The organism is Pseudomonas sp. PDM26 (genome assembly GCF_019219185.1).
GTDB lineage: Bacteria > Pseudomonadota > Gammaproteobacteria > Pseudomonadales > Pseudomonadaceae > Aquipseudomonas.
In genome coordinates, this window is record NZ_JAHUWC010000003.1 from 17,614 (window position 1) to 40,919 (window position 23,306).

Sequence of the window (23,306 nt, forward strand, 5' to 3'; positions counted from 1 at the left end):
GTGTGTCAGCCGACACCAAGGTAGCTGACACACCATCGCGAGCAGGCTCGCTCCTACAAGGGATCTTCAGTGCTCCTGATGACCGCGTTCAACTTTTGCCGCGGCGTGCCGTTAAAGCTTTTAACCACGCCAACAAAATCAAAAGAGTGAACGTCATGCGCATGAGCCTCAAGGCTAAAGTCCTGTCCCTTGCCGTCCTCCCTGTGTTGCTGTTTGCGCTGGTCATCAGCCTGACCACACTGTTCATTCTGCAGGATCAGGCGCGCAAGGAAGTCGAGCAGACCCGCGAGCGCCTGCTCAGCGATGCCAAGGCGACCTTGCAAAGCTACGTGGCCGTGGCCATGACCACGATCAAACCGCTCTACGACGCGGCCGCCCCCGGCGATGGGGCGGCGCGGGCCCAGGTGATCAAGCTGCTGTCGAGCATCACCTATGGCAAGGACGGCTACTTCTTCGGCTATGATTCCAACACCGTGCGCCTGTTCAAGGCCAACAGCCCCGAAGGCGTGGGCCAGAGCTTCAAGGACAACCGCGACCCGAACGGTGTCTACGTCAACCGCGACCTGGTGAAAGTCGCCAGGGACGGTACGCACTACCTGCAATACAGCTCGCCCTTGCCCGGCAACACCCAGGTGCTGGTGCCCAAGCTCGGTTACACCGAATACCTGCCGAAGTGGGACATGGCGGTCGGTACCTCGGTCAATCTCGACGGCATCGAAGCGCAGGTGGCGGTGGTCGAAGCCAAGGTCCAGGAGCGCATGCAAGGCATGGTACTGAGCATCGTCGGCGTGGCGCTCGTGGTGCTGCTGGTGATCGCCGCTGCCGGGATGTTGCTGGCCAACACCATTCTGCGTCCGCTGCATCTGATGAAAGCCAACCTTGACGACATCGCGGCAGGCGAGGGCGATCTGACCCGCCGCCTGACCATCACCAGCCAGGACGAACTCGGTGAACTGGCCGGCTCCTTCAACCGTTTCGTCGACAAGATCCACGGCCTGGTGCGGCAGATCACCGAAATGACCTCGCAACTGACCGGACTGGTGAATCAGGTGTCCGACCAGGCAAATCGCTCGGACCAGGCCATGGAGCGTCAGCGTCACGAAACCGATCAGGTGGCCACGGCCATCAACGAAATGTCGGCGGCGGCCCAGGAAGTGGCCAAGAGCGCGCAGAACGCCGCGGTGGCTGCCCAGCAGACCGACGAAGAAGGCCAGGCTGCCAAGCGTGTGGTGGCCGGCAGCATCGAGAAAATTCATGCGCTGGTGGACGACATCCGCAGCAGCGGCGTGTCCCTCGACAGCCTGCAAAAAGACGTGTCGTCGATCGTCAGCGTGCTCGGGGTGATTCGTTCGATTGCCGAGCAGACCAACCTGCTGGCGCTCAACGCGGCCATCGAAGCCGCCCGTGCCGGTGAGGCCGGGCGCGGCTTTGCGGTGGTGGCCGATGAAGTGCGGGCGCTGGCCAGTCGCACGCAAATCAGCACCCAGGAAATCCAGGGCATGATCGACCGCTTGCAGGCTGGCACCCGCTCGGCGGTAGAGGCGATGCGACGCTCCAGCGAGGCCGGCGACGGCACCTCGGCCCAGGCCAACGAGGCGGGGGCTTCGCTGGACACCATGGCCCAACTGATCGCGACCATCAATTCGATGAACGCGCAGATCGCCAGTGCCGCCGAAGAACAGACCGCCGTGGCCGAAGAGATCAATCGCAGCGTGCATCAGATTGCCGTGGCCGTGGACAGCGTCGCCGACGAAACCCAGCTCGGCGCGCAGACTTCGCGCAGCCTGGCCGACCTCGGTCAGCGCCTGGGCGGTCTGGTGGGGCAGTTCCGGATCTGATGGAACAACTTTTTGTGGCTAGGGGTGTGTTCGACGGAACAGCTTTTGTGGCGAGCGAGCTTGCTCGCGCCGGGCTGCGCAGCGGCCCCAAAAATCTGTGAGCGCTGCGCACTCAAACGGGGGCAAGCCCCCTCGCCACAAAAGATCGCAGCCTGCGGCAGCTCCTACACTTACTGTGTGCATCTGAGCACTGGCGACCACACAAGAGGAGTCAGCCCCATGATTGACCGCGAAAGTATCTGCGATTGCCCGAAATGTTCCTGCAAACTCGGTGAACATCCGATTGCCCGCCACGGCAAGCACTACTGCTGCGAAGCCTGTGCCAAGCATCACGAGCATGGCGAAGAGTGCGCTTCCCAAGGCTGCAAGTGTGCCCACTGATAACCACGGCACACGCAAAAGTGGGGCCTAGTCCGGCTCCACTTCCAGCCTGAGGCTGTCATCTTCCAGGCGTTCGCTGTGGCGGACGGTGCCTTGCAGGCGCCGGCCTTCGACCCGCACCACCAAGGTCTTCGCTTGCTCCAGATCTTCCGGCAGTGGTGCCAGCACCCGTATGGCGAAGCAAAATGGGTCATTTTCGACCTGCTCCAGTCCGATCAGGCACTCGGCGCTTTTGCTGATGCGCCCCGATAGCGTGTCCAGACCGTAGTCCAGCCGCGCAGGGCTGCTGACAGGTGTCGCGGTCATTTTCCTTCTCCCCCGATCCTGATGGTTGCCAGTGATCAGTTCGCCGGCCGCCACTTGACGTTTTCCACGCCGAATTTTTCCGCCATCGGCTTGCTGGTCTTTTGCACTTTCTCGCGTCCGAAACGGGGGATTCGTCCCACTCCCGCGTCACAGCTCGCCCAATGCCAGGCTTCTGCGTTATCCATTTTTTCCAGGCGGATAATGAATGATTTTGGAGCGCCATGGAGGGTGTACTCGACGACGAATAATTTTGCACTGTTCATAAAGCTCCGGTTCCTCCCTGTTGTACATAAAAGGATCGCGCGCCATCTGGAAAATTCACTCGGTTTGTCGGACGGCGGCGGTTGCTGGCGACAAGTTCGGCGCCTCGTTACCATGGGGCCTTCCCGCCCCCCAATGAACATAGACCATGGCCCTCGCCGCACCACCTGACCTGAGTGACACCGATGTGCCCGTGCAACCGCTGGCTCGCACCTATCCGCGCGGGTTGTACATCGAGCCTCACGAGCACGTCTGGGGCCAGTTGCTGTATGCGATGAGCGGGGTGATGTGGGTCGAGACGCCGCACGAGGCGCTGGTGGTGCCACCGCAGCGGGCGGTGTGGTTGCCGCCCGGCGTGCCCCACGGGATTCGCGTGGTGTCCGACCTGCAAATGCGCAATATCTACTTACGCCCGTCCCTGGCGGTGACCCTGGATGACAGCGTGCAAGTCATTGAGGTCGGCGGTTTGCTGCGCGAGCTGATCGTCGCTCTGGTGGAACAGGGCAACGACGGGCCGCCCGAGTATTACGACGCGCTGGTGGGGCTGGCGCTGCTGGAACTCAAGCGCGCCAGGCGTTCGCTGCTGAAAATCCCGCTGCCGGACGATTCCGACCGGCGATTGATGAATTTGTGTCAGGCGGTCATGGCTGCGCCGTCACTGGATATTCCTTTCGAACAGCATGCGGATAACGCCGGTGCCAGCGTGCGGACCCTGGCGCGGCTGTTCAAGGACGGTCTGGGCATGGGCTTCGCCGAGTGGCGGCGACAGGTGCAACTGGCGACGGCGGTGGCCGAGTTGATCCAGGGCGTACCGGTCAGTGCGATTGCCCGGGAGCTGGGCTATTCGCCGAGCAGCTTCAGTGACATGTTTCGTCGTGAGCTGGGTGTCGCCCCCTCGCAGTTTCCTGCGGCGCAACGCCAGGACTGAGTTCACAGGCGCCGTGCTTTGGCCGAAATTCAGAAGCACTTGGCCGATGCTCAAAGGTGTCGCCCTCTAGACTCAGCGCATACCTCAATTGCCCCTGGAGTCTGTCATGAACCTCCTCATGTCACTGGCCATCGGTCTGGGCGTCGGTCTGCTCTACGGCGCCCTGGATTTTCGTTCCCCCGCCCCCCCGGCCATCGCGCTGGTAGGCCTGCTTGGCATGCTCGCCGGCGAAAAGCTCTGGCCGATGGGCCGAGAACTGGTGGCTGGCTGGGTCTCCTGAACCCTTCCTTTATTCAATGGACACGCCCATGAAAGCTCTGCAATTCGACAAAACCGGTGATCTCTCGGCCCTGCGCTACGTTGAGGTGCCGACCCCCGTGCCCGGCGCCGATGAAGTGCTGGTGGAGATTAAGGCCGCTGGTCTGAACCCCAGCGATGTGAAGAACGTGCTGGGACGTTTTCCCTACACCACCTTGCCACGGATTCCCGGTCGGGATTTTGCCGGGGTGGTCGTGGCCGGCCCGCAGGCGCTGATCGGCCGGGAAGTCTGGGGCACCGGGCGGGAACTGGGTTTTTTCGCCGACGGATCCCACGCGCAGTTCGTCAAGCTGCCGGCCAATGGCGTGGCGCTCAAACCCACGCACCTGAGCTTCGCCCAGGCCGCCAGCCTCGGCGTCCCGTACACCACGGCGTGGGATGCGTTGGAGCGTAGCCTGGTGACGGCCGAAACCCGATTGCTGGTCATCGGTGGCGGGGCGGTCGGCAGTGCGGCGCTGGCCCTGGCCAAGGTGCGTGGTGCCCGGGTGCTGGCGGCCGCGCGACGTCCGGAACAGGTCAAGGACTTGCAGGATCAGGGCTATCAGACCCTGCAACTGGAAAAACCCGAAGACCTCGGGGCTCAGGTCAACGCCGTGTATGCCGGCGGTGCCGACGTGATTTTCGACACCACCGGTTTCTGGCTGCCGGCCTCGGTACCCGCCCTGGCCGCATTCGGCCGCATCGCGATCATCGCAGCGCCCGTGGACGGTCACGTGCAGTTGCCGGCCTTGGCGTTGTATCGCAAGGGTGGCTCAGTGGTGGGGATCAACTCGTTGCTGTACGGGGTACAGGCGTGCGCGGCGATGCTCGAGCAGTTTGGCAAGTTTTTCGATCAGGATCTGTTGCCGTTGCCGCAGGGTCTGTTCGAGTCGCCACTGGCTGAAGGCCTGGAGCGCTATGCCGAAGTGAATCAAGGCAGCGGTGACAAGGTGATTCTGTTGCCATAACCACAAGGTCCGTGGCTGCACAATGCCTTGCGCAGGCCTCGCTCTGTTAGAATCGGCCCCATTGACCCAATGAGGTACCCCCATGAGCGAGCCGATTCGCCTGACCCAATACAGCCACGGCGCCGGTTGCGGTTGCAAGATTTCCCCCCAGGTGCTGGAAGTGATCCTGGCCGGTAGCGGGGCGCAGAACCTCGACCCGAAACTCTGGGTCGGCAACGCCTCGCGCGACGACGCGGCGGTGTATGCCATCGACGAAGAACGCGGCGTGGTCTCGACCACCGACTTTTTCATGCCGATCGTCGACGATCCCTTCGATTTCGGCCGAATTGCCGCCACCAATGCCATCAGCGACATCTACGCCATGGGCGGCGATCCGTTGATGGCGATTGCGATTCTGGGCTGGCCGGTGAACGTACTGGCCCCGGAAATTGCCCGGGAAGTGATACGCGGCGGCCGTGCGGTGTGTGACGCGGCGGGCATCCCGCTGGCAGGCGGGCACTCCATCGACGCGCCAGAACCGATCTTTGGCCTGGCCGTCACCGGTCTGGTGGAAAAGCGCCACATGAAGCGCAACGACACCGCCACCGCCGGTTGCCTGCTCTACCTCACCAAGCCCCTGGGCATCGGCATCCTCACCACCGCCGAGAAAAAGGGCAAATTGCGCAGCGCCGACATCGGCCTGGCCCGGGACTGGATGTGCACCCTGAACAAACCCGGCAGCCGTTTCGGCAAGCTCGACGGCGTGACCGCGATGACCGACGTCACCGGTTTCGGCCTGCTCGGGCACCTGGTGGAAATGGCCGACGGCAGCCAGCTCACGGCGCGCATTGAATATGAGCGCGTACCGCGCCTGCCGGGGGTCGAATATTACCTGGAGCAGGGCTGCGTACCGGGCGGGACTTTGCGCAATTTCGACAGCTACGCCAGCAAGCTCGGACGCCTCCAGGAACTGCACAAACGCGTGCTCTGCGACCCGCAGACCAGCGGCGGTCTGCTGATTGCCGTGACGCCGCAAGGCAAAGAGCAATTCCTTTCTGTGGCCGCTGAGCTGGGGCTGAGCCTGGAACCGATCGGTGAACTGGTCGAGCGACAGAGCAACGCGGTCGAGGTGTTTTGATGTCTGTCGATTACACCGATTACCGCGACATCTTCCTCAACGACCGGCCCATGATGGACGCCCGCGCGCCGGTCGAATTCAACAAGGGCGCGTTTCCCGGCGTGATCAACCTGCCGTTGATGAATGACCATGAACGCCAGCGGGTCGGCACCTGCTACAAGCAGCACGGTCAGCAAGCGGCCATTGTGCTGGGGCATCAACTGGTGTCGGGCGAGGTCAAGGCCGAACGCATCCAGGCCTGGGCCGATTTTGCCCGGGCGCATCCGGATGGCTTGCTGTATTGCTTTCGCGGCGGCCTGCGCTCGCAAATTGTCCAGCAATGGCTCAAGGACGAGGCCGGCATCGACTACCCACGGGTGGGCGGCGGCTACAAGGCCATGCGCACCTTCCTGCTGGACACCCTCGATCAAGCCGTGGCCCAGTGCGATTTCGTCCTGTTGGGCGGGATGACCGGCACCGGCAAGACCGAGGTGCTCACGCAACTGAACAACGGCATAGACCTTGAAGGTCATGCCAACCATCGCGGCTCCAGTTTCGGCAAGCGCGCCACGGGCCAACCCTCGAATATCGACTTCGAAAACCGCCTGGCCATCGACGTGCTGAAAAAACGCGCCCGGGGCATCGAGCAGTTCGTACTGGAAGACGAAAGCCGTGCGGTGGGCAGTTGTGCGCTGCCGTTGCCGCTGTACCAGGGCATGCAGCAGTTTGCGATGGTCTGGCTGGAAGACAGCCTTGAAGGTCGGGTCGAGCGGATCCTGCGCGACTACGTGGTGGATCTGTGCGCCGAATTCATCGGCGTGCATGGTGAGGAGGGCTTTGCGCTGTTTTCCGAGCGGTTGCTGGCGAGCCTGAACAATGTACAGAAACGCCTGGGCGGCGAACGTCATCGGCGCCTGCTGGCATTGATGGAAGAAGCATTGGCGGAGCAGGCCCGCAGTGGCGCGGTGGATCTGCACCGGGGCTGGATCGAAGGGTTGCTGCGCGAGTATTACGATCCAATGTATGCGTTCCAGCGCGAGAAGAAAGACGCACGGATCGAGTTTGCCGGGGAGCGGGGGGCGGTTCTCGAGTATTTGCGCGAGCGGGTCTGCAAGCGGGAGTGATGTAGCTTGTGCCGGCCCCTTCGCGAGCAAGCCCGCTCCTACATTGGATCTGCGCCGTACACAAAAACTGTGTTCACCGAAGATTACTGTAGGAGCGAGCTTGCTCGCGAAGAGGCCTGATCAGGCATGGCAGAAATCAGGTCGGACAAGTCTCTGAGCCATTATCCAGCCCTTGCTTGTACACATGGCTCTGCAAACTGGCCTTGCCGTCGTGCCAGGTCAGGGTCAGCACATACAGCGAGTCGTAATCATTGGACTCCCAGTCGTCGATGATCTTTGCATCCTTGCCGGTGACTTCGCCTGCCACCGTGTTGATCAGCTCCGGCAGGTAGCCGTGGGACCAGGCGGTGTAGATGACCGAGTTGTGATACTTGCCCTGGAGCAGTTCTTCGGCCAGGTCATCGGTGTCATTGGCGGAATAATTGATGTTCACCGGCAGGCCCAGCTTGATGGCGGCGGGGCTGATGGTCATCAGGGGGCGGATGTAACTGTAGGAATTGTCGAACTCGCCTTCCTCGACGTTACGGGTCGGGTTGGCCGCGAACACATAGTTGGCCTTGCCGAACTTTTCCGGCAGCAGCGTGGCCAGGTCGATGGCGCGGTTCAGGCCCTGGCAATTGAGCTGGCCCAGGCCGCCGGCGGGTTTTTCCCCGTGGCGCAGGAAGACCAGCGTCTGGGTGCCATCCATCGGTTGGGCGCGGCTAGGGCCCGACTCCAGCGACAGGAACAACGCGCTGACCACCAACAAGGCGGGCAACAAAAGGTAAGCGCGATGCTTAAAGCGTTGGGCAAAATTGAACAGGTTCATGAATAAAGGGATCTTCAGCACTATTCGGTTAAGGCTGACAAACCTTTACACCACGATTTGCCTGGTGCTTTCCATGTCGTTGAAACCGGTCCGTTTTCAAAGGAGTGGTGCTCTGAGTCCCCTGAACCCGTTTGGTTCGATTCCGGCCAAAAGCGCAGCAATGTACCGGTAACCTTCAACGGGTTGCAGCGAAGGATATCGACAGGATGTTTCGAATTTGTGGCTAAGGTACACCGGATGGTGTTGAAACCGGTCGTGATCTCTTTTGATCTCCTCTATCAGCGAGATTGATGGCTTCAAGGGATCGCTGAGTGGATATCTACATTATGATCGTCACTCTCAATGTCTTCGTGGATCCCGCCCATGACCGATTTGTCCGCATTCCCCATCACCCGCAAATGGCCTGCCCAATACCCGGAGTGGATTCAGCTGTACTCCTTGCCGACCCCCAACGGCGTCAAGGTCTCGATCATGCTCGAAGAGATCGGCCTGCCTTATGAACCGCACCGGGTAGGCTTCGACACCAATGACCAGATGTCCCCGGAATTCCTGTCGTTGAACCCCAACAACAAGATCCCGGCGATCCTCGACCCCCACGGCCCGGACGACCGGCCGCTGGCGCTGTTCGAGTCGGGGGCGATCCTGATCTACCTGGCCGACAAGAGCGGGCAACTGCTGGCCCAGGAATCGGCTGCGCGCTACGAAACGATCCAGTGGCTGATGTTCCAGATGGGCGGGATCGGTCCGATGTTCGGCCAACTCGGGTTTTTCAACAAATTTGCTGGCAAGGACTACGAAGACAAGCGTCCCCGTGACCGCTACGTCGAGGAGAGCAGACGCCTGCTCAAGGTGCTCGACGGCCGGCTTGAAGGGCGCGACTGGATCATGGGCGAGCGCTACACCATCGCCGACATCGCCACCTTCCCGTGGGTGCGTAACCTGATCGGCTTCTATGAAGCCGGCGATCTGGTGGGCATTCAGAACTTCCCTAACGTCACGCGGGTGCTGGAGCGGTTCCTGGCACGGCCGGCGGTGATGCGCGGGCTGCAGATTCCGAGCCCGGTTTCGGGTTGAACACCATCCCCTGTAGGAGCCGGCTTGCCGGCGAAGGCGGTGGGTCAGACAGTATCAATGTTGCCTGACACTACGCCTTCGCTGGCAAGCCAGCTCCTACTGGGGGGTTGTGTTGAATCAGGGAGTGCCAAAAAACGGCCGGATCCCGTGATCGCGGAAGTACCGTTCGATCACTTTCGGGTCCGCACACGTCTCGGCAATCGCCACGTAGGTATCGGGCCGCAGCAGATAAAAGCCGTTGCGCCCCAGGTTTGCCGCTTCGAACGCCGGCCGCCAGTCGAACACATGCAGCGGTAGATGGTGCTCGTTGCACCAGGCGATCATCTCGTCGCTGGTGTCGCCATAGACATGCACCTGCCAGGTCAGGCATTTCAGCGACTCAAAGTTATCCCCCTCACCGTCATGGGCCCAGGGCAGGCGATCACCGCCATGCACGTGCCCGGCAACGCCCGTGCTCAATGGCATGCCCCGATAATTCAGGGTGATCTGCGACACTGTGCGAAACAGGAACTGACGGGAGGTTTCGAACGAGGTCATTTTCGGTAACAAGAACGGGGCCAGGCGCGTACGCAGCAAATCGGCAATCGGTCCGTCGGCGGTGACGAAAGTGAAGACCCGGTCGGTGGTGGCCACCAGTTTGCGGGCGAAGGCGATGCGCTCGGTTTCATAGGTGTCGAGCAGTCTGGCCTCGGCGCCGCCGCTCAACACTGCCGCGAGTTTCCAGGCCAGGTTGATGGCGTCGCCGATCCCGGTGTTCATGCCCTGGCCGCCCGCAGGACTATGGACGTGGGCAGCATCGCCCAATAAAAACGCCCGGCCGTCGCGGAAGTGATCCGCCACCCGGTGATGCACGCGGTAGGTCGAAAACCAGTTCAGTTGCTCGATTTTCACTTTCATGTGCTCGATGGCCCGGCTGCTGACGTCCTCGAAGCGCAGGGTCTCGGCGTGTTCGGCGCGTTCGTCGCGCACCGTGCCGATCAAGCGCGCGCGACCACCGCTTCCAAGCGGGAATACGGCGAGGAAGTCCGCCTCGTCGAGATCCACATGCAATTCGCCGTTGAATGTCGGGCCGCTGCCCTGCACGTCGGCGACGTAGAAAATCTGTTGGTAGGTCCCGCCGGGAAACCCGGTGTCCAGGGTCTTGCGCACAATCGACCGGGCTCCGTCGCACCCGGCCAGGTAACAGGCCTGGCAGATTTCCTGTTGACCGTCAGGCAGGTGCAGCGTGGCCGTGATGCCGTCTGCGGTTTGCTCGAAGCCTGACAGTTCGGTGTTGCGTTCCACCGTGATACCGAAGGCTTCCAGGCGCTCGATCAACAGCCGTTCGTGTTCGTCCTGCGGGAAGATTTCGAGAAACGAGTAGGGCGTCAGGCCCTCACCGATCTGAGACAGGGGCAGGTGCGCCACGGGCTCACCCTTGACCCAGAAGTTGCCGGCCTTTACTTGATGGCCGTTTTGCACCACGGCGTCGTCCAGTCCGAGCTGGCGATACAACTCCAGCGTCCGTGCCTGGACGGCCAGCGCCCGGGAGGTTGTGCCGGGGGCGGAGGTTTTATCGACGATCCGCACGCGCACACCCAGTTTGCTCAGCCACAACGCCAGGACCAGCCCGGTCGGGCCGGCGCCGATGATCAACACGTCGCTGCGGTGCATGAACCTGTCCTCCTCGCTATGTGGAACAAGTATGGTCCAGTCGGGGAGGGCGGCAACCATCGGACTGCCATGGCCGTAGCCGCTGACCTGCCATTGGTCGTATGGTTAGCCCGGACCAACGGATCAGATGGAACGACATGCAAATCAGATTGATCACAAGCGTCGCCGTGTTGCTGGTTTTGACCGGTTGCGGCAGCCAGCGGACCCAGGAGTCGACGATGCGCACCCCGGCCCAAGTGAAGGCAGAGATTGTGCGTTTGCTGCCGACGAAAGCTGCCGATCCCCAGGGTTGGGCCACGGATATCCAGGTGGCATTTACCGCGCAAGACATCTCGCCGACCACGAAAAACCTGTGCTCGGTGCTGGCCGTGACCGAACAGGAGTCGACTTTTCAGGTCGACCCGGGCGTACCGGGCCTGGGCAAGATTGCCCGCGACGAAATCGACCGTCGCGCCGCCAAGGCACACATTCCCGGCCTGCTGGTGAGCGGTGCGTTAATGCTCGATTCGCCCAACGGTAAAAGCTACAGCAACCGCCTGAATGCCGCGCGCAGTGAAAAGGAACTGAGTGCGATTTTCGACGACTTCATCGACATGGTACCGATGGGAAAAAAACTGTTCGGCGGCTTCAACCCGGTGCATACCGGCGGGCCGATGCAGGTCGGTATTGATTTTGCCGAGCAGCAGGCCAAGGGCTATCCGTACCCGGTGAAGGGCTCGATTCGCCATGAAGTGTTCACCCGGCGCGGCGGCATGTATTTCGGCATCGCGCATCTGCTTGGGTACCCGGTGAGCTACCCGCAGCCGCTGTACCGTTTTGCGGACTTCAATGCGGGTTGGTACGCCAGCCGCAACGCCGCGTTTCAGAACGCAGTGAGCCGGGCGTCCGGTATCCCGTTGGCGCTGGATGGCGATCTGGTGAACTACGGTTCGATCATGCCCGGCACCACGGAACTGGCCGTGCGCACCCTCGGCAAGCAACTGGGCCTGCGCAATCCGACGATCCGCGAGCAACTGGAAGAGGGGAAAACCCTGGCGTTCGAAGACAGCAAACTCTATCGGCGGGTTTTCGAACTGGCCGAACGGGCCGAGGGCCGGCCGTTACCCCGTGAGGTGTTGCCGGGGATTGTGCTGCAAAGCCCGAAAATCACCCGCAAACTCACCACTGCGTGGTTCGCCAAACGGGTCGATGAACGTTACCAACGCTGCATGGCGCGGGCGGGGAAGTAATTGCGGTGCAAAAAAATCATAAAAAACCCGGCGGGTGAGGCCGGGTTTTCGTCGAGTCCTGCGATGAAGCACTGCATTCAGACAGCGCGGTTTTCGATCAGACGATCCGAACCGCCTTCAGCGACGCGGTTTTCCAGCAGCTTGTCGGAACCGCCTTCAGCGACGCGGTTTTCCAGCAGTTTGTCGGAACCGCCTTCAGCGACGCGGTTTTGCAGCAGTTTGTCGGAACCGCCTTCGGCAACGCGGTTTTCCAGCAACTTGTCGGAACCGCCTTCAGCGACGCGATTTTGCAGCAGCTTGTCGGAACCGCCTTCAGCGACGCGATTTTGCAGCAGTTTGTCGGAGCCACCTTCAGCCACACGGCTTTCAATCAGACGATCCGAGCCGCCTTCAGCGACCACAGGTTGAGCAGAGGTAGCGGCGAAAGCGTTAACTGCGAAAACCGAGAAAGCGATGCTGAGGAGGGTCTGGCGTTTCATGATGGTGTGCTCCGGGGTGCTTGTGAGTGGGTATGGAGCAGATGTTACGCCGGAGATTTTTTAAGAGAACTTCATTGAAATGATGGTGAGTATCGACCGCAATGATAGGGCCTGCGCCATACCTGTTGTGAGCGTGATGGTGCGATCGTCGGATGGCCGTGTGTGGCGGTTGGCGGCTTCTACACTGGATAGCTGGCGCGTTCCTCTGCCGGGACGGATGATGAGGCACTGCAGAGATCGCGGTGTGAAAGGAGACGTTTATGTACCAGCTCTACGGTTTTCAGAACTCCGGGGCGGCAGCCATCGAAGCCGCCCTTGAACTCTGTGATGTTCCTTATCGCTTCATCGATGTCGAGACCTCCGCGGAGGCGGCCCAGGCGCTGGAGAAACTCAACCCGCTCAAACAGATTCCGACCTTGCAGCTACCCGATGGCGGCGTCCTGACCGAGAGCGCGGCGATCCTGATTCACCTCGGGCTGACCTTTCCCGCATCGGGGTTGTTGCCGTCAGACCCGGCCGAGCGGGCCCAGGCCATTCGCGGCATGGCGTACATCGTCAGCAATTGCTATGCGGCCATCGGCATCATTGATTACCCCGAACGCTGGCTGGTCAAGGCGGATGAGTCGTCCAGGCACAACCTCATGGAGGGCGCCCGTCGGCGCCTGCACTGGAGTTGGGAGGTGTTTGCCGATCAGTTCTCGGGCGAGTTGTATCTGGGCAGCGAGAAGCCTGGGGCGCTGGATGTGCTGGCGGCGGTGGTCTCGCGATGGGCGGGTAGTCGGGAGCATTTGCGTAATGCCAGGCCGGGTTTTTTCGCCTGGCTGGAACGCATCGACCGTTACCCGGCGCTGACGCCGGTATTCGCCCGGCATTGGCCAGCCTGAAATCACTGAAAACCAAATGTGGGAGCGAGCTGTGGCGAGGGGGCTTGTCGGAACGCCGCATCGCCCCGTTTGAGTGCGTAGCACTCACAAGATCTTTGGTGCATCAGAGATTTTGGGGCTGCTTCGCAACCCAACGGGGGCAAGCCCCCTCACCACAGGGCTCGCTCCTACAGGGGTGCGGCGTGTGCGGATTTATTCCCCGCGAATGTACTGCTCCAGCTGCTTGATCAGCTCTGCCTGTTCGGCGATCGCTTCCTTGACCAGGTCACCGATCGACAACAGGCCAATCAATTTGCCGCCTTCCACCACCGGCAAGTGCCGCAGGCGTTTATCGGACATGATGCCCAGGCAGGTCTCCACGGTTTGATGGGTGTCGACGGTAATCACCGGCGACACCATGATGTCGCGCACCGGCGTACCCACCGAAGAGCGGCCGTGCAGCACCAGTTTGCGTGCATAGTCCCGTTCGCTGATGATGCCCAGCACTTCATCATTCTCCACCACCAACAAGGCGCCGACGTTTTTCTCGGCCATCTTCATCAGCGCCTCGAGCACCATGTGATCGGGTTTGATCTGGTGCACTTCCTGATTCTTCTGATCTTTGAGCTTGAGCAGTTGGGCGACGGTTTTCATGGTGGTTACTCGGGTGTTGTCGTTGTTCTTGAAGAATCGTAGACGCGAGCGTTCAGGGCAAGGGCGAAAGCGGCAGATAACGCGCAAAAAACGTCATTCGGCGGTTTTTCTTTGGCAATCCCCACATTTTCGGCCAACGAACCACCTGTAGGAGCGAGCTTGCTCGCGATGGTCGTTAACGATAACGCGTATTTACTGGCTAAACGCGGCGCTCTTGAGTCCATCGTCGGAACGCCGCCCGGAGCAAGCTCGCTCCTACAGAGGACTACATTCGCTTAAGTGAACAACATTGGCTCCCACAGGGACGGTGTCTGCCTGACAGACCTGCGGCAAACGCGCTATCGCGACGGATGACGGGTAGAATCACCCTCTGAATCAGTTTCGAGGTTTGCAGTGGTGGATCTACAGCAGGGCTTCGTCCTGACCCGGCATTGGCGCGACACCCCGGGCGGCACGGAAGTCGAGTTCTGGCTGGCGACCGACAGCGGTCCCCTGCGCATCCGCCTGCCTCATCAACCGTCGGTGGCGTTCATCCCTGCTGCGCAGCGTCAGGCGGCCGAAGGCGTTTTGCATGACGAGAAGAACGTCGAGCTCAGGCCCCTGGCCCTGCAGGATTTCGAACATCGCCCGGTCCTCGGACTTTACTGCCAGCAACATGGCCAGTTGATGCGCCTGGAAACCGCGCTGCGCCGGGCCGGTGTCGAGGTGTTCGAAGCCGACGTGCGCCCGCCGGAACGCTACATGATGGAACGCTTCATCACCGCGCCGGTGCGCTTCGGTGGCACGCCGAATGCCGAGGGCCTGCTACTCGACGCGCAGATGAAACCCGATCCCGACTACCGGCCGAACCTCAGACTGGTATCCCTGGACATCGAAACCACGGCCCGGGGCGAGTTGTATTCCATTGCCCTGGAAGGTTGCGGCGAGCGTCAGGTGTACATGCTCGGTCCGCCCAATGGCGACGCCAGCCAGGTGGATTTCCAGCTCGAATACTGCGATTCGCGGACTCTGCTGCTGAAAAAACTCAACGAATGGTTTGCCCGCTTCGACCCCGACGCGATCATCGGCTGGAACGTCGTGCAGTTTGACTTGCGGGTGCTTCACGAACACGCCCGGCGCCTGGCGGTGCCGTTGAAACTGGGGCGTGGCGGCGAGGAAATGCAGTGGCGAGAACACGGCAACGGCAACCATTACTTCGCTTCTGCGGCTGGCCGCCTGATCATCGACGGTATCGAGGCCCTGCGCTCGGCGACCTGGAGTTTCCCCTCGTTCAGCCTGGAAAACGTCGCGCAAACCCTGCTCGGCGAGGGCAAGTCCATCGACAACCCGTACCAGCGCATGGACGAAATCAATCGCATGTTCGCCGAGGACAAACCGGCGCTGGCCACCTATAACCTCAAGGACTGCGAACTGGTCACGCGGATTTTCGCCAGGACCGAGCTGCTCACCTTCCTGTTGGAGCGAGCCAGCGTCACCGGTTTGCCGGCCGATCGCATGGGCGGTTCGGTGGCGGCGTTCACGCACCTGTACATGCCGCTGATGCACCGTCAGGGTTTCGTTGCGCCGAATCTTGGTAGCAAGCCACCCGAAGCCAGCCCCGGCGGTTTTGTCATGGATTCGCAACCGGGACTGTACGAATCGGTGTTGGTGCTCGACTACAAAAGCCTCTATCCGTCGATCATCCGCACCTTCCTGATCGACCCCGTGGGGCTGATTGAAGGGCTCGAGCACCCGGACGACAGCGAGTCGGTGCCGGGTTTTCGTGGCGCGCGCTTTTCTCGCATCCGGCATTGCCTGCCATCCATCGTCGCCCGGGTGGCCGAAGGCCGGGAAACCGCCAAGCGCGAACACAACGCGCCGCTGTCCCAGGCGCTGAAAATCATCATGAACGCGTTCTACGGAGTGCTCGGCTCCAGCGGTTGTCGCTTCTTCGACACGCGCCTGGCTTCGTCCATCACCTTGCGCGGGCACGAGATCATGCTGCGCACCCGCCAGTTGATCGAGGCCCAGGGGCATGCAGTGATTTATGGCGACACCGATTCGACCTTCGTCTGGCTGCGTCGCGCCCATGGTCAGCAGGAGGCGGCGCAGATCGGCCAGGCGCTGGTGGCGCACGTCAATCAGTGGTGGCGCGAGCACGTGCAGCAGGAATACGGCTTGCAAAGCGTTCTCGAATTGCAGTTCGAAACCCACTACAAGCGCTTTTTGATGCCGACCATCCGCGGCGCTGAAGAAGGCAGTAAAAAGCGCTACGCGGGGCTGGTGACCCGTGCCGATGGCAGCGACGAAATGGTCTACAAAGGCCTGGAAACCGTACGCACCGACTGGTCGCTGCTGGCCCGGCAATTCCAGCAGGAGCTGTATTCGCGGATCTTCCTGCGCCAGCCCTACCAGGACTATGTGCGTGACTACGTGCGCAAGACCCTGGCCGGTGAATTCGATGACCGGCTGGTCTACCGCAAGCGCCTGCGCCGCAGCCTCGATGACTATCAGCGTAACGTGCCACCCCATGTGCGCGCGGCGCGCCTGGCCGATGAGTACAACGACCGCCAGGGTCGCCCGCGGCAATACCAGAACGGCGGCTGGATCAGCTACGTGATCACCGTTGCCGGCCCCGAGCCGCTGGAAGTGCGCAGCGCGCCTATCGATTACGACCACTACATCACCCGGCAACTGCAACCGGTTACGGACGCGATACTGCCGTTTGTCGACGACGACTTCTCAACCCTGATTGGGGGGCAACTGGGCCTGTTTTGAGTCCATCAGCGACAAGGTCCAGTCATCCAGGATGCCGTGGAAGTATTGGTTCAGGGCTTGCTGGAAAAGGCTGTCGGCAGCGGTGACCTGGGCAAACAGGGTCATCGAGGAATGAAACTTCAGGTCGTCGGGATGGCCGAAAATCCCGGCCACCGAGCGCTCCCGGATGTTCAGCACTTCCTGAGTGCAGGAGCGTAGCCGGGCGCCCAGCAACGGGTGCTCAAGGTAGGCCAGGGCTTCCTCCCGCGAGCGGATGGCAAAGCGGCGCGACATCTCGCTGCCGCCGAGCCCGGCAAACTGCGGAAAAATGAACCACATCCAGTGACTGCGCTTGTGCCCGTTGTTCAGCTCGGTTTGAACCCGGTCGAACACCGGGTCCTGAGCATCGAGAAAACGTTGCAGATTGAACGGGTCCAGGTGGTCGGTGCTTCTCATGGTGAAGCTCTCTGACTGACTGCGGTGGTTCAGACCATGGCCAGCCGCTGTTTGCGTTGTGGCGCGTGAAACGCTTGGTCCAGCGCCTCCAGATCCCCGGCTTCAAGCTGCAATCTGGCAGCTTGGGCATTGAGCTGTACATGCTCGGGGCGGACCGCTTTGGGGATAGCGATCACGCCGTCCTGACGCACAATCCATGCCAGCGCAACTTGCGCCGGCGTCACGCCGTGTCGGGCGGCCACCTGTTTGAGAGTGGCATTGGCGAGCAGTTTTCCGCCCTGGTCGATCGGACAGTAAGCCATGACCGGCAGCCGTCGTTGTCGGCTCCAGGGTAATAAATCAAATTCTATGCCCCGTTGTGCCAGGTTGTAGAGCACCTGATTGGTGGCGCAGGCCGGGGCGTCCAGTTCCAGCAAGTCGTCGAGGTCGAAATTGGACACGCCCCAACGCCCGATCTTGCCGTCTTCGCGCAGGCGTTCGAAGGCTTCAACGGTTTCTTCCAGCGGATACTGGCCGCGCCAATGCAGCAGATACAGATCGATGTAATCGGTGCCGAGCCGGCGCAGGCTTCGCTCGCATGCCAGGGGAATGCCCTGGCGGCTCGCGTTGTGCGGGTACACCTTGCTGACCAGAAAGACGCTGTCGCGCTGGCCGGCGATGGCATCGCGGACCACTTCCTCGGCGCCGCCTTCGGCGTACATTTCAGCGGTGTCGATCAGGGTCATGCCCAGTTCGATACCCAGGCGCAGGGCCGCGACTTCTTCCGTGTGCCGTGAGCCGTCTTCGCCCATCTGCCAGGTCCCCTGGCCGATAACCGGGACCCTGGCGCCAGCCAATTCAAGCGTGCGCATGCAAACCCTCCTGTGTGTACCGAGCTAATGATTTTCTGATCCGTTTTTTCTTTGAACATTCCCCTGCCAGTGATCGATTGGTGCCGCCCGATACTGCACTTTTTCGCAATGTCCGGCTCTATCCATGGCAGCCTGCGGCGATCCCCACCGTCGGCCCATGCCCAAGTCCAAGAACCCATGGCTCGAGTTTCACCCGCGATCAGCACAAAAATCCGCCGTCATTGCCTGCTGCTGGCAGGTCTGTCGATGTTCTTCGTCACCGGTTGCAGCCAGCAGCAGGGTGGCGACATCATCACCCAGATGCGCGAGGGCAAACCCCAGGAGTTCCTGCAAACCAGTGTCGATCGCATGGCCACCCTGACCATGCTCGATAACCTCAACAGCCTTTACCTGCTGATGAGCAAGCTCTACCTGCGCAACCCCGATGAGCTGAAAAAGTCCGGTTTTCTCGATGCCCGCACGGCCGGCAAGCAAGTGCGCATGGCCATCGAACAGCAGCAGCCGTTGCCGACCCTGGGCGGTAAAAAAGACCTCGCGGCTCTGCGTTTTGCCATGAGCCCGGAGTTTCTCGGCGATCGGGTCGGGGCGTTCATCTATGCCATCGGCAGCATGCTGGTGACCGCCCATGGCAATCGCCTCGAGTTCTACATGACCGATACGATCAACCCGGTATTCGTCAGTAATGCCGCGCGCAACATCGAGATCGCCACCTGGATCCTCAGCCAGCGACAGAACAAAGAAGGCCAGCCCTTGCTGTTCTCCAATGAAATCTCGGAGGAGGGCAGCAACCTGAGCTTTGCCGTCGAGTTTGGCAAGATCGTCGCCCGGCTGGACCTGCTGACCCAGATGCTCGACGAGCGCTACCGGCGCATCGGTTTGAACTATGCCCAGAGCCTGGTGCTCCTGAATTTCCTGCCGGTGCAGTGAACCCTGTAGGAGCGAGCCTGCTCGCGATGGCTGAGCGTCAGTCGACATTGATGCCAACTGATACACCGCTATCGCGAGCAGGCTCGCTCCTACAGGGGGGACGGTGCTTAAGGCATAAAGATAGATCGCATCGATATAACTGGTTATAAGAAATGTCGCTATGCTGCGGACCAGATTTCCCTTGCGATCTTTGTGGACGTATTCATGGATTTAGTGAACATCGGGTTGGTCGTTGCCGGGCTGGTTGTCGGCTTCATCGTCGGCATGACTGGTGTGGGTGGCGGGTCGCTCATGACCCCGATCCTGCTAGGGTTCGGCATCAACCCGGCGACGGCGGTCGGTACCGACCTGCTGTACGCCGCCATCACCAAGTCCAGTGGTGTACTGGTTCACCGCAAGAACAACAACATCGACTGGGCGATTACCGGCTGGCTGACCTTGGGCAGCGTGCCCGCGGTGGCATTGACGCTGTGGTTCCTCAGCACCCTGCACAGCGCCCCCGAGGCGATGAACGCGATCATCAAGCAGGCCCTCGGTTTTGTGTTGTTTGCCACGGCACTGGCGATCCTGTTCAAGAAGCGCCTGCTCGACTTCGCCCACAAACGGGCGGGTGGCCATTACAACCCCAGCGGGTTGCGCTTGAACGTGTTGACGGTCATCACCGGGCTGGTCCTTGGCACCATGGTCGCGCTGACATCCATTGGCGCCGGTGCACTGGGCACCGTGGCACTGTTCATCCTCTATCCGATGCTGCCGACCCGCCGCCTGGTGGGGACTGAAATCGCCCACGCCGTGCCGCTGACCCTGGTCGCGGGCCTTGGCCATGCCAGCATGGGCAACATGGATTGGCACGTCCTGGGTTACTTGCTGGTGGGTTCGTTGCCGGGGATTTACCTGGGCAGCCACCTGACCGGGCGCATCTCCGACGAACTGCTGCGCCCTTGCCTGGCGACCATGCTGTTGCTGATCGGCTACAAACTGGCGTTCTGATTCAAGCCGCCACGCAGCTTCATTCGCGGGTGAATATTTCCAGCAGATGCCCGTCCGGGTCATCGAAATACACCCGCCGTCCTCCCGCATAATCATTGATCTCCCTCAGTCGCTGCTTGCACGGGTCGGCCCACCATGGCTGACCGTTGGCTTGCAGGCGTACGAAGGCCGCATCGAAATCCTCGTCGCCCATCAAGAATGCATAGTGCTGGGACGCAATCGGCGGGTCGTTGTCGTAAAAATCCAGTGACACGCCGTTATCCAGTTTGACGATCAGCATGGGCCCGAAGGGCTGCGGGGCGGGCAGGCCGAGGAGGCTGGCCAGGAAGTTCGCCGAAACCTGCTTGTCCCGGCACCAGACGATGGTGTGGTTCAACTGAGTGCTCATGCACAAGTCCTCATGACGGATCGACGGGGTGTCATGAGTCTTCAGATTAGCCCAGCCTGTTGCGCAATGACCGCCCTGACCTAAGCTTGGGGCAAGGCGAGACATATTTGCGGTACGTCACCCGGAACGATCGCCGCAATGCGCAATCATTAGAGCGTGGATATCAAAAGGAGATGCGCATGCTCATCAGGTCACTGACCCTGGCTACCTTGCTGGCGATTGCCGGCACTTCGTTCGCCACTGATGGCGACTCACCGCTGGACATGGACAAGGGCAGGGCCCGACCACTGATTGTCATCGCTCCGAGTGCTGTTGATCCGATCTGGGTCGGCCTGAAAAAGTCGCTGGATGAACCGGCCAATCGCAAGGGGTTCACCGACCGCAACATGGTGCTCTACACCGTGCTGAACCTGATGGGCCAGCGCGACGGCAAAGACCTCGGGCCACAAGACACGGCGGCGCTGATCCGCTCGCTCAAGCTGGGCGCAGGCGCCAAGACCAAGGTCATCCTGGTCGGCAAGGACGGCGAAAAGAAACTCGAACAATCGGACGCCATCAAGCTGGAAGAGATTTTCAGCGCTGTCGATCAGTTGCCGGCGGCCGAGAAAGAATTTACCGCGACCGTGGCGGCTCCGGTCACTGAGGCCGAGCCGGCGGTCAAAGGCGCCAAAGGCACTAAAGGCACAAAACCTGGCAAACCGGCCAAGCCTGCCAAACCGCCTGAAATGCCGGATGATTGAACCCTGCGCAGCAGCGTAACCCGGACCTGAAGAACCGCTGACTCTAGTTCAAGGTTGAGCCAGAAATTGATGGATGATATTGACCAGTACGGGGGAAAACGGCTGAAGACATTGTGCCGGGTTTGGAGTCTTCAGGGTGTCCAGAAGCAGTACCAGTAGTTCCTCGTCTTCAAATTGCAAGTCAGCGGGTTGCATGCACTGGTCAAATATCAGTGCATCGACCAACTGCTTGCGCGCACCGATCAAGCCTCGATTACTTTCCTCGGTATGACCCAGGTTCAACGCCTCAATTGAAAGCCGGGCCCGCTCGGTTTGTCCCTCAACCAGTCCGGACAAATAGAACTTCAACTCTGTTTCGCATTCGGCCATCAACGGTGTGAGTGGCAACGGACGTGTTCCGCGACCATGGCCGCATTGATGAGGGCGCTGGCAACTGGCGACGATGTTGGAAAAGTCCAAGGTTCGATTCGGTGCGCGATCCTGGGCTTCAAGGTGTTCGTTGTGAGCGCGATCAATGGTGATCGACTGACAGCAATACGCGCATAAGCCGTATTGTTCCGAGATACAGGACGTTCGAATAGACCGACTTTCTTCCGGTGGTAAGTCCCGATAACGCGACGTGTTGTTCGAGCGTTTAAAACGAGTCAACGAGTGTGGCTCCATGCCTTTGTCGATATTACGCACGACGTAGCTCCAACTTGCGGATCAACAAAGCCGCCTTCGCCAACTCCAGATGTCCCTCTGGCAGCTCTAGAGAAAGCTCGGAATACAGTTTCTTCGCACCGTCCAGGTCACCATCCTGCAAATGCTTGAGCAATTGATTCAGACGTTTTTGCACGTCGCTATTGCGCACATCGGTGTCCATGACCTCCAGCAACACCTGATTGGCATCCAATCCATACAGGCCTGATTGTTCGTGCAGTTCCCCGTCATTGAGCACGTAGCACAGCACGTCTTTCGCGTCGCTGATGACCAATGGCGAGTGAGTGGTCAGCACAAACTGGCAATTAGGGAAGGTTTCGCTCAACTGTCGAATCAAACTGCGCTGCCATTTGGGGTGCAGGTGCAAATCGACCTCGTCGATCAGGACGATGCCGTCACCTTCCAATGGGTTGTCCAGAGACTGGTTCATCATCGCCAATCGGCGTGCGATGTCGCCGACCAATGCCATCATCGACTTCTCACCCTGCGATAGCTGGGAGACATTCAGCGTTACGCCGTTTTTGTCGATGGCCATGTGCAGGCGCGGCTTGCGTTGCACTCGCAGGTTGCTGAAACCGGGCATGAACGCGGCGATGGCGGAACGAACTGCGGTCAACTGACGATCCCTGGAAGAGGCTTTCAACTGGGAAAGGGTTTTCCAGATGTCGCTGTCCTTGCCGAATTTTGCGGAAATTTCGGCGAGCGCGGTGTCGGACACTCCGGTTTCGTTTTCACTGTCTTCACGCTCACGGAACCATTCGAAGAAGCGTCGAAAGTCGACACCACGATTCAATGCGTTGTCATAGCCATCGAGTTGATCAAAGGTGTGTTTGGTTCGGATTTTTAGTGGAATTTCCAGAACCGAGCGTTCGACAGGGTAGTAGGCGATTAGTGGGAGTGAAGCTTTGTCATCTGCTGTTAGTTGATTTCGGTAGTGATCCGCCAAGCGAGTAGCATCTGATAGTTCGCTATGGACAGTAGACTTCCGGCCTTGCCTGGTGCGGGCAATTCCCCATCTAAACAGTGCATCTTCAGGATCAGCCTCGGAATTGTTTGAATTTGCCTGAGACGTGTCTACTACGGCAATCAAAATGGAAGCGACTGAAGTGCCGTTTCGAATGTCCTCCTCCGCAAGATGATTGCCGTTGCCTTTCTCGGTGCGAATTCTGGCAACCAACCAGCTCAAAGAGGTGGCCAGTGATTTCAAAAGGGTGGTTTTCCCTGCACCATTATTCCCCACCAGAACCGTCACATTTGAAGGGTGTTGGGGGGTGGGGGCCAACTGAATGTCCAATTCGGTAAACCGACCGACATCCGTGACCTTGAATTTACTGATTTCCATTACAACGCCCTTTGGCGGCCAGTCGGTTTGAATAGGTGAGCGCGCATTATGTCATTCCCGGCCCCGGATTGATCCGATGCCGTTCGCAGGCTTGGGAGGTCCATTAGATACAACGGTTTTACCTGCATCACAACGGTCATGAGCAAAAAGGTATTTGTAACTGGATACTCAGAAAATCGAGCGTAGGCAAAGGACTTCAGTTGCGTCGGAAATTT

The 23,306-nt window shown here is 60.3% G+C and carries 25 protein-coding genes and 1 pseudogene; 15 read left to right on the forward strand and 11 right to left on the reverse strand.

All coding sequences use genetic code 11. From position 1 onward, the window contains the following. Positions 1-161 precede the first annotated feature (161 nt). From KW849_RS31795 to KW849_RS07105, 3 genes and pseudogenes are all read left to right on the forward strand, one after another. A pseudogene (locus KW849_RS31795) lies at positions 162-980 on the forward strand (cache domain-containing protein); the annotation flags it as partial. Between the two features lie 102 nt (positions 981-1,082). Next, positions 1,083-1,838, forward strand: coding sequence for a methyl-accepting chemotaxis protein (locus tag KW849_RS31800; protein ID WP_371319126.1), 756 nt, complete (start codon positions 1,083-1,085; stop codon positions 1,836-1,838). A 219-nt stretch (positions 1,839-2,057) separates the two neighbouring features. After that, on the forward strand, positions 2,058-2,219 hold the full coding sequence (locus KW849_RS07105) for a metallothionein (RefSeq protein WP_007982401.1): 162 nt from the start codon (positions 2,058-2,060) through the stop codon (positions 2,217-2,219). Positions 2,220-2,246: 27 nt separating this feature from the next. On the opposite strand, the gene KW849_RS07110 is transcribed toward KW849_RS07105, so the two are convergent. Together KW849_RS07110 and KW849_RS07115 are read right to left on the reverse strand one after the other, a co-directional pair. Next, on the reverse strand, positions 2,247-2,525 hold the full coding sequence (locus KW849_RS07110; protein WP_218428764.1) for a hypothetical protein: 279 nt from the start codon (positions 2,523-2,525) through the stop codon (positions 2,247-2,249). 35 nt (positions 2,526-2,560) lie between these two features. Further along, positions 2,561-2,788: a DUF6555 family protein gene (locus KW849_RS07115; protein ID WP_218428765.1), complete on the reverse strand. Its 228-nt coding sequence runs from the start codon at positions 2,786-2,788 to the stop codon at positions 2,561-2,563. A 146-nt stretch (positions 2,789-2,934) separates the two neighbouring features. On the opposite strand from KW849_RS07115, the gene KW849_RS07120 reads away from it, so the two are divergent. The 5 genes from KW849_RS07120 to mnmH all read left to right on the forward strand — a co-directional run bounded on the left by KW849_RS07120 (position 2,935) and on the right by mnmH (position 7,199). Beyond that, complete coding sequence (locus KW849_RS07120; RefSeq protein ID WP_218428766.1) at positions 2,935-3,714, forward strand: helix-turn-helix domain-containing protein; 780 nt, start codon at positions 2,935-2,937, stop codon at positions 3,712-3,714. 106 nt (positions 3,715-3,820) lie between these two features. Continuing rightward, positions 3,821-3,994 carry a DUF1427 family protein gene (locus tag KW849_RS07125; protein ID WP_108219199.1) on the forward strand — a complete coding sequence of 58 codons (174 nt, stop codon included), beginning with the start codon at positions 3,821-3,823 and terminating at the stop codon, positions 3,992-3,994. A 28-nt stretch (positions 3,995-4,022) separates the two neighbouring features. Continuing rightward, positions 4,023-4,979: a zinc-binding alcohol dehydrogenase family protein gene (locus KW849_RS07130; RefSeq protein WP_218428767.1), complete on the forward strand. Its 957-nt coding sequence runs from the start codon at positions 4,023-4,025 to the stop codon at positions 4,977-4,979. Between the two features lie 82 nt (positions 4,980-5,061). Beyond that, positions 5,062-6,096, forward strand: coding sequence for a selenide, water dikinase SelD (selD, locus tag KW849_RS07135; protein ID WP_218428768.1), 1,035 nt, complete (start codon positions 5,062-5,064; stop codon positions 6,094-6,096). Further along, positions 6,096-7,199: a tRNA 2-selenouridine(34) synthase MnmH gene (mnmH, locus tag KW849_RS07140; protein ID WP_218428769.1), complete on the forward strand. Its 1,104-nt coding sequence runs from the start codon at positions 6,096-6,098 to the stop codon at positions 7,197-7,199. The genes selD and mnmH overlap by 1 nt, the downstream gene beginning before the upstream one ends. Before the next feature lie 136 nt (positions 7,200-7,335). On the opposite strand, the gene KW849_RS07145 is transcribed toward mnmH, so the two are convergent. Then, a complete protein-coding gene (locus KW849_RS07145) occupies positions 7,336-8,007 on the reverse strand; it encodes a histidine phosphatase family protein (protein ID WP_218428770.1) in 672 nt (223 codons plus the stop codon). Between the two features lie 363 nt (positions 8,008-8,370). On the opposite strand from KW849_RS07145, the gene KW849_RS07150 reads away from it, so the two are divergent. Further along, positions 8,371-9,081 carry a glutathione S-transferase family protein gene (locus KW849_RS07150; RefSeq protein ID WP_218428771.1) on the forward strand — a complete coding sequence of 237 codons (711 nt, stop codon included), beginning with the start codon at positions 8,371-8,373 and terminating at the stop codon, positions 9,079-9,081. A gap of 117 nt (positions 9,082-9,198) precedes the next feature. Here the strand turns inward: KW849_RS07150 and KW849_RS07155 are convergent, their stop codons facing one another. Next, positions 9,199-10,734: an FAD-dependent oxidoreductase gene (locus KW849_RS07155; RefSeq protein ID WP_218428772.1), complete on the reverse strand. Its 1,536-nt coding sequence runs from the start codon at positions 10,732-10,734 to the stop codon at positions 9,199-9,201. 137 nt (positions 10,735-10,871) lie between these two features. On the opposite strand from KW849_RS07155, the gene KW849_RS07160 reads away from it, so the two are divergent. Beyond that, entirely contained in the window at positions 10,872-11,963 is a 1,092-nt protein-coding gene (locus KW849_RS07160) for a DUF1615 domain-containing protein (RefSeq protein ID WP_218428773.1), read from the forward strand. Positions 11,964-12,040: 77 nt separating this feature from the next. Here the strand turns inward: KW849_RS07160 and KW849_RS07165 are convergent, their stop codons facing one another. Beyond that, entirely contained in the window at positions 12,041-12,442 is a 402-nt protein-coding gene (locus tag KW849_RS07165) for a hypothetical protein (protein ID WP_218428774.1), read from the reverse strand. A gap of 260 nt (positions 12,443-12,702) precedes the next feature. Here KW849_RS07165 and KW849_RS07170 point away from each other — a divergent pair, with 260 nt between their 5' ends. Next, the gene (locus KW849_RS07170) at positions 12,703-13,326 is read left to right on the forward strand and encodes a glutathione S-transferase (RefSeq protein ID WP_218428775.1); all 624 of its coding nucleotides are present in this window, start codon (positions 12,703-12,705) and stop codon (positions 13,324-13,326) included. Between the two features lie 192 nt (positions 13,327-13,518). On the opposite strand, the gene KW849_RS07175 is transcribed toward KW849_RS07170, so the two are convergent. Further along, a complete protein-coding gene (locus KW849_RS07175; RefSeq protein WP_115947557.1) occupies positions 13,519-13,959 on the reverse strand; it encodes a CBS domain-containing protein in 441 nt (146 codons plus the stop codon). 396 nt (positions 13,960-14,355) lie between these two features. On the opposite strand from KW849_RS07175, the gene KW849_RS07180 reads away from it, so the two are divergent. Continuing rightward, on the forward strand, positions 14,356-16,716 hold the full coding sequence (locus KW849_RS07180; protein ID WP_218428776.1) for a DNA polymerase II: 2,361 nt from the start codon (positions 14,356-14,358) through the stop codon (positions 16,714-16,716). Here KW849_RS07180 and KW849_RS07185 read toward each other — a convergent pair. Continuing rightward, positions 16,681-17,151, reverse strand: a complete 471-nt coding sequence (locus KW849_RS07185) for a DUF1810 domain-containing protein (protein ID WP_218428777.1) — start codon at positions 17,149-17,151, stop codon at positions 16,681-16,683. The genes KW849_RS07180 and KW849_RS07185 overlap by 36 nt on opposite strands. A 29-nt stretch (positions 17,152-17,180) precedes the next feature. Next, positions 17,181-18,002 (reverse strand): aldo/keto reductase, encoded by an 822-nt coding sequence (locus KW849_RS07190; protein ID WP_218428778.1) that lies wholly within the window; start codon positions 18,000-18,002, stop codon positions 17,181-17,183. A gap of 177 nt (positions 18,003-18,179) precedes the next feature. Between KW849_RS07190 and KW849_RS07195 the strand changes: the two genes are divergently transcribed. Together KW849_RS07195 and KW849_RS07200 are read left to right on the forward strand one after the other, a co-directional pair. After that, positions 18,180-18,929, forward strand: a complete 750-nt coding sequence (locus KW849_RS07195) for a hypothetical protein (protein WP_218428779.1) — start codon at positions 18,180-18,182, stop codon at positions 18,927-18,929. Positions 18,930-19,133: 204 nt separating this feature from the next. Next, positions 19,134-19,919 carry a sulfite exporter TauE/SafE family protein gene (locus tag KW849_RS07200; protein WP_108219213.1) on the forward strand — a complete coding sequence of 262 codons (786 nt, stop codon included), beginning with the start codon at positions 19,134-19,136 and terminating at the stop codon, positions 19,917-19,919. 19 nt (positions 19,920-19,938) lie between these two features. Here the strand turns inward: KW849_RS07200 and KW849_RS07205 are convergent, their stop codons facing one another. Next, positions 19,939-20,307 (reverse strand): VOC family protein, encoded by a 369-nt coding sequence (locus KW849_RS07205; protein WP_218428780.1) that lies wholly within the window; start codon positions 20,305-20,307, stop codon positions 19,939-19,941. A gap of 179 nt (positions 20,308-20,486) precedes the next feature. On the opposite strand from KW849_RS07205, the gene KW849_RS07210 reads away from it, so the two are divergent. Further along, positions 20,487-21,047: a DUF4174 domain-containing protein gene (locus KW849_RS07210; protein ID WP_218428781.1), complete on the forward strand. Its 561-nt coding sequence runs from the start codon at positions 20,487-20,489 to the stop codon at positions 21,045-21,047. Between the two features lie 48 nt (positions 21,048-21,095). On the opposite strand, the gene KW849_RS07215 is transcribed toward KW849_RS07210, so the two are convergent. Both KW849_RS07215 and KW849_RS07220 read right to left on the reverse strand, forming a co-directional pair. Next, entirely contained in the window at positions 21,096-21,731 is a 636-nt protein-coding gene (locus KW849_RS07215) for a TIGR02646 family protein (RefSeq protein WP_218428782.1), read from the reverse strand. Further along, on the reverse strand, positions 21,724-23,091 hold the full coding sequence (locus KW849_RS07220) for an AAA family ATPase (protein ID WP_218428783.1): 1,368 nt from the start codon (positions 23,089-23,091) through the stop codon (positions 21,724-21,726). The genes KW849_RS07215 and KW849_RS07220 overlap by 8 nt, the downstream gene beginning before the upstream one ends. Positions 23,092-23,306 lie beyond the last annotated feature (215 nt).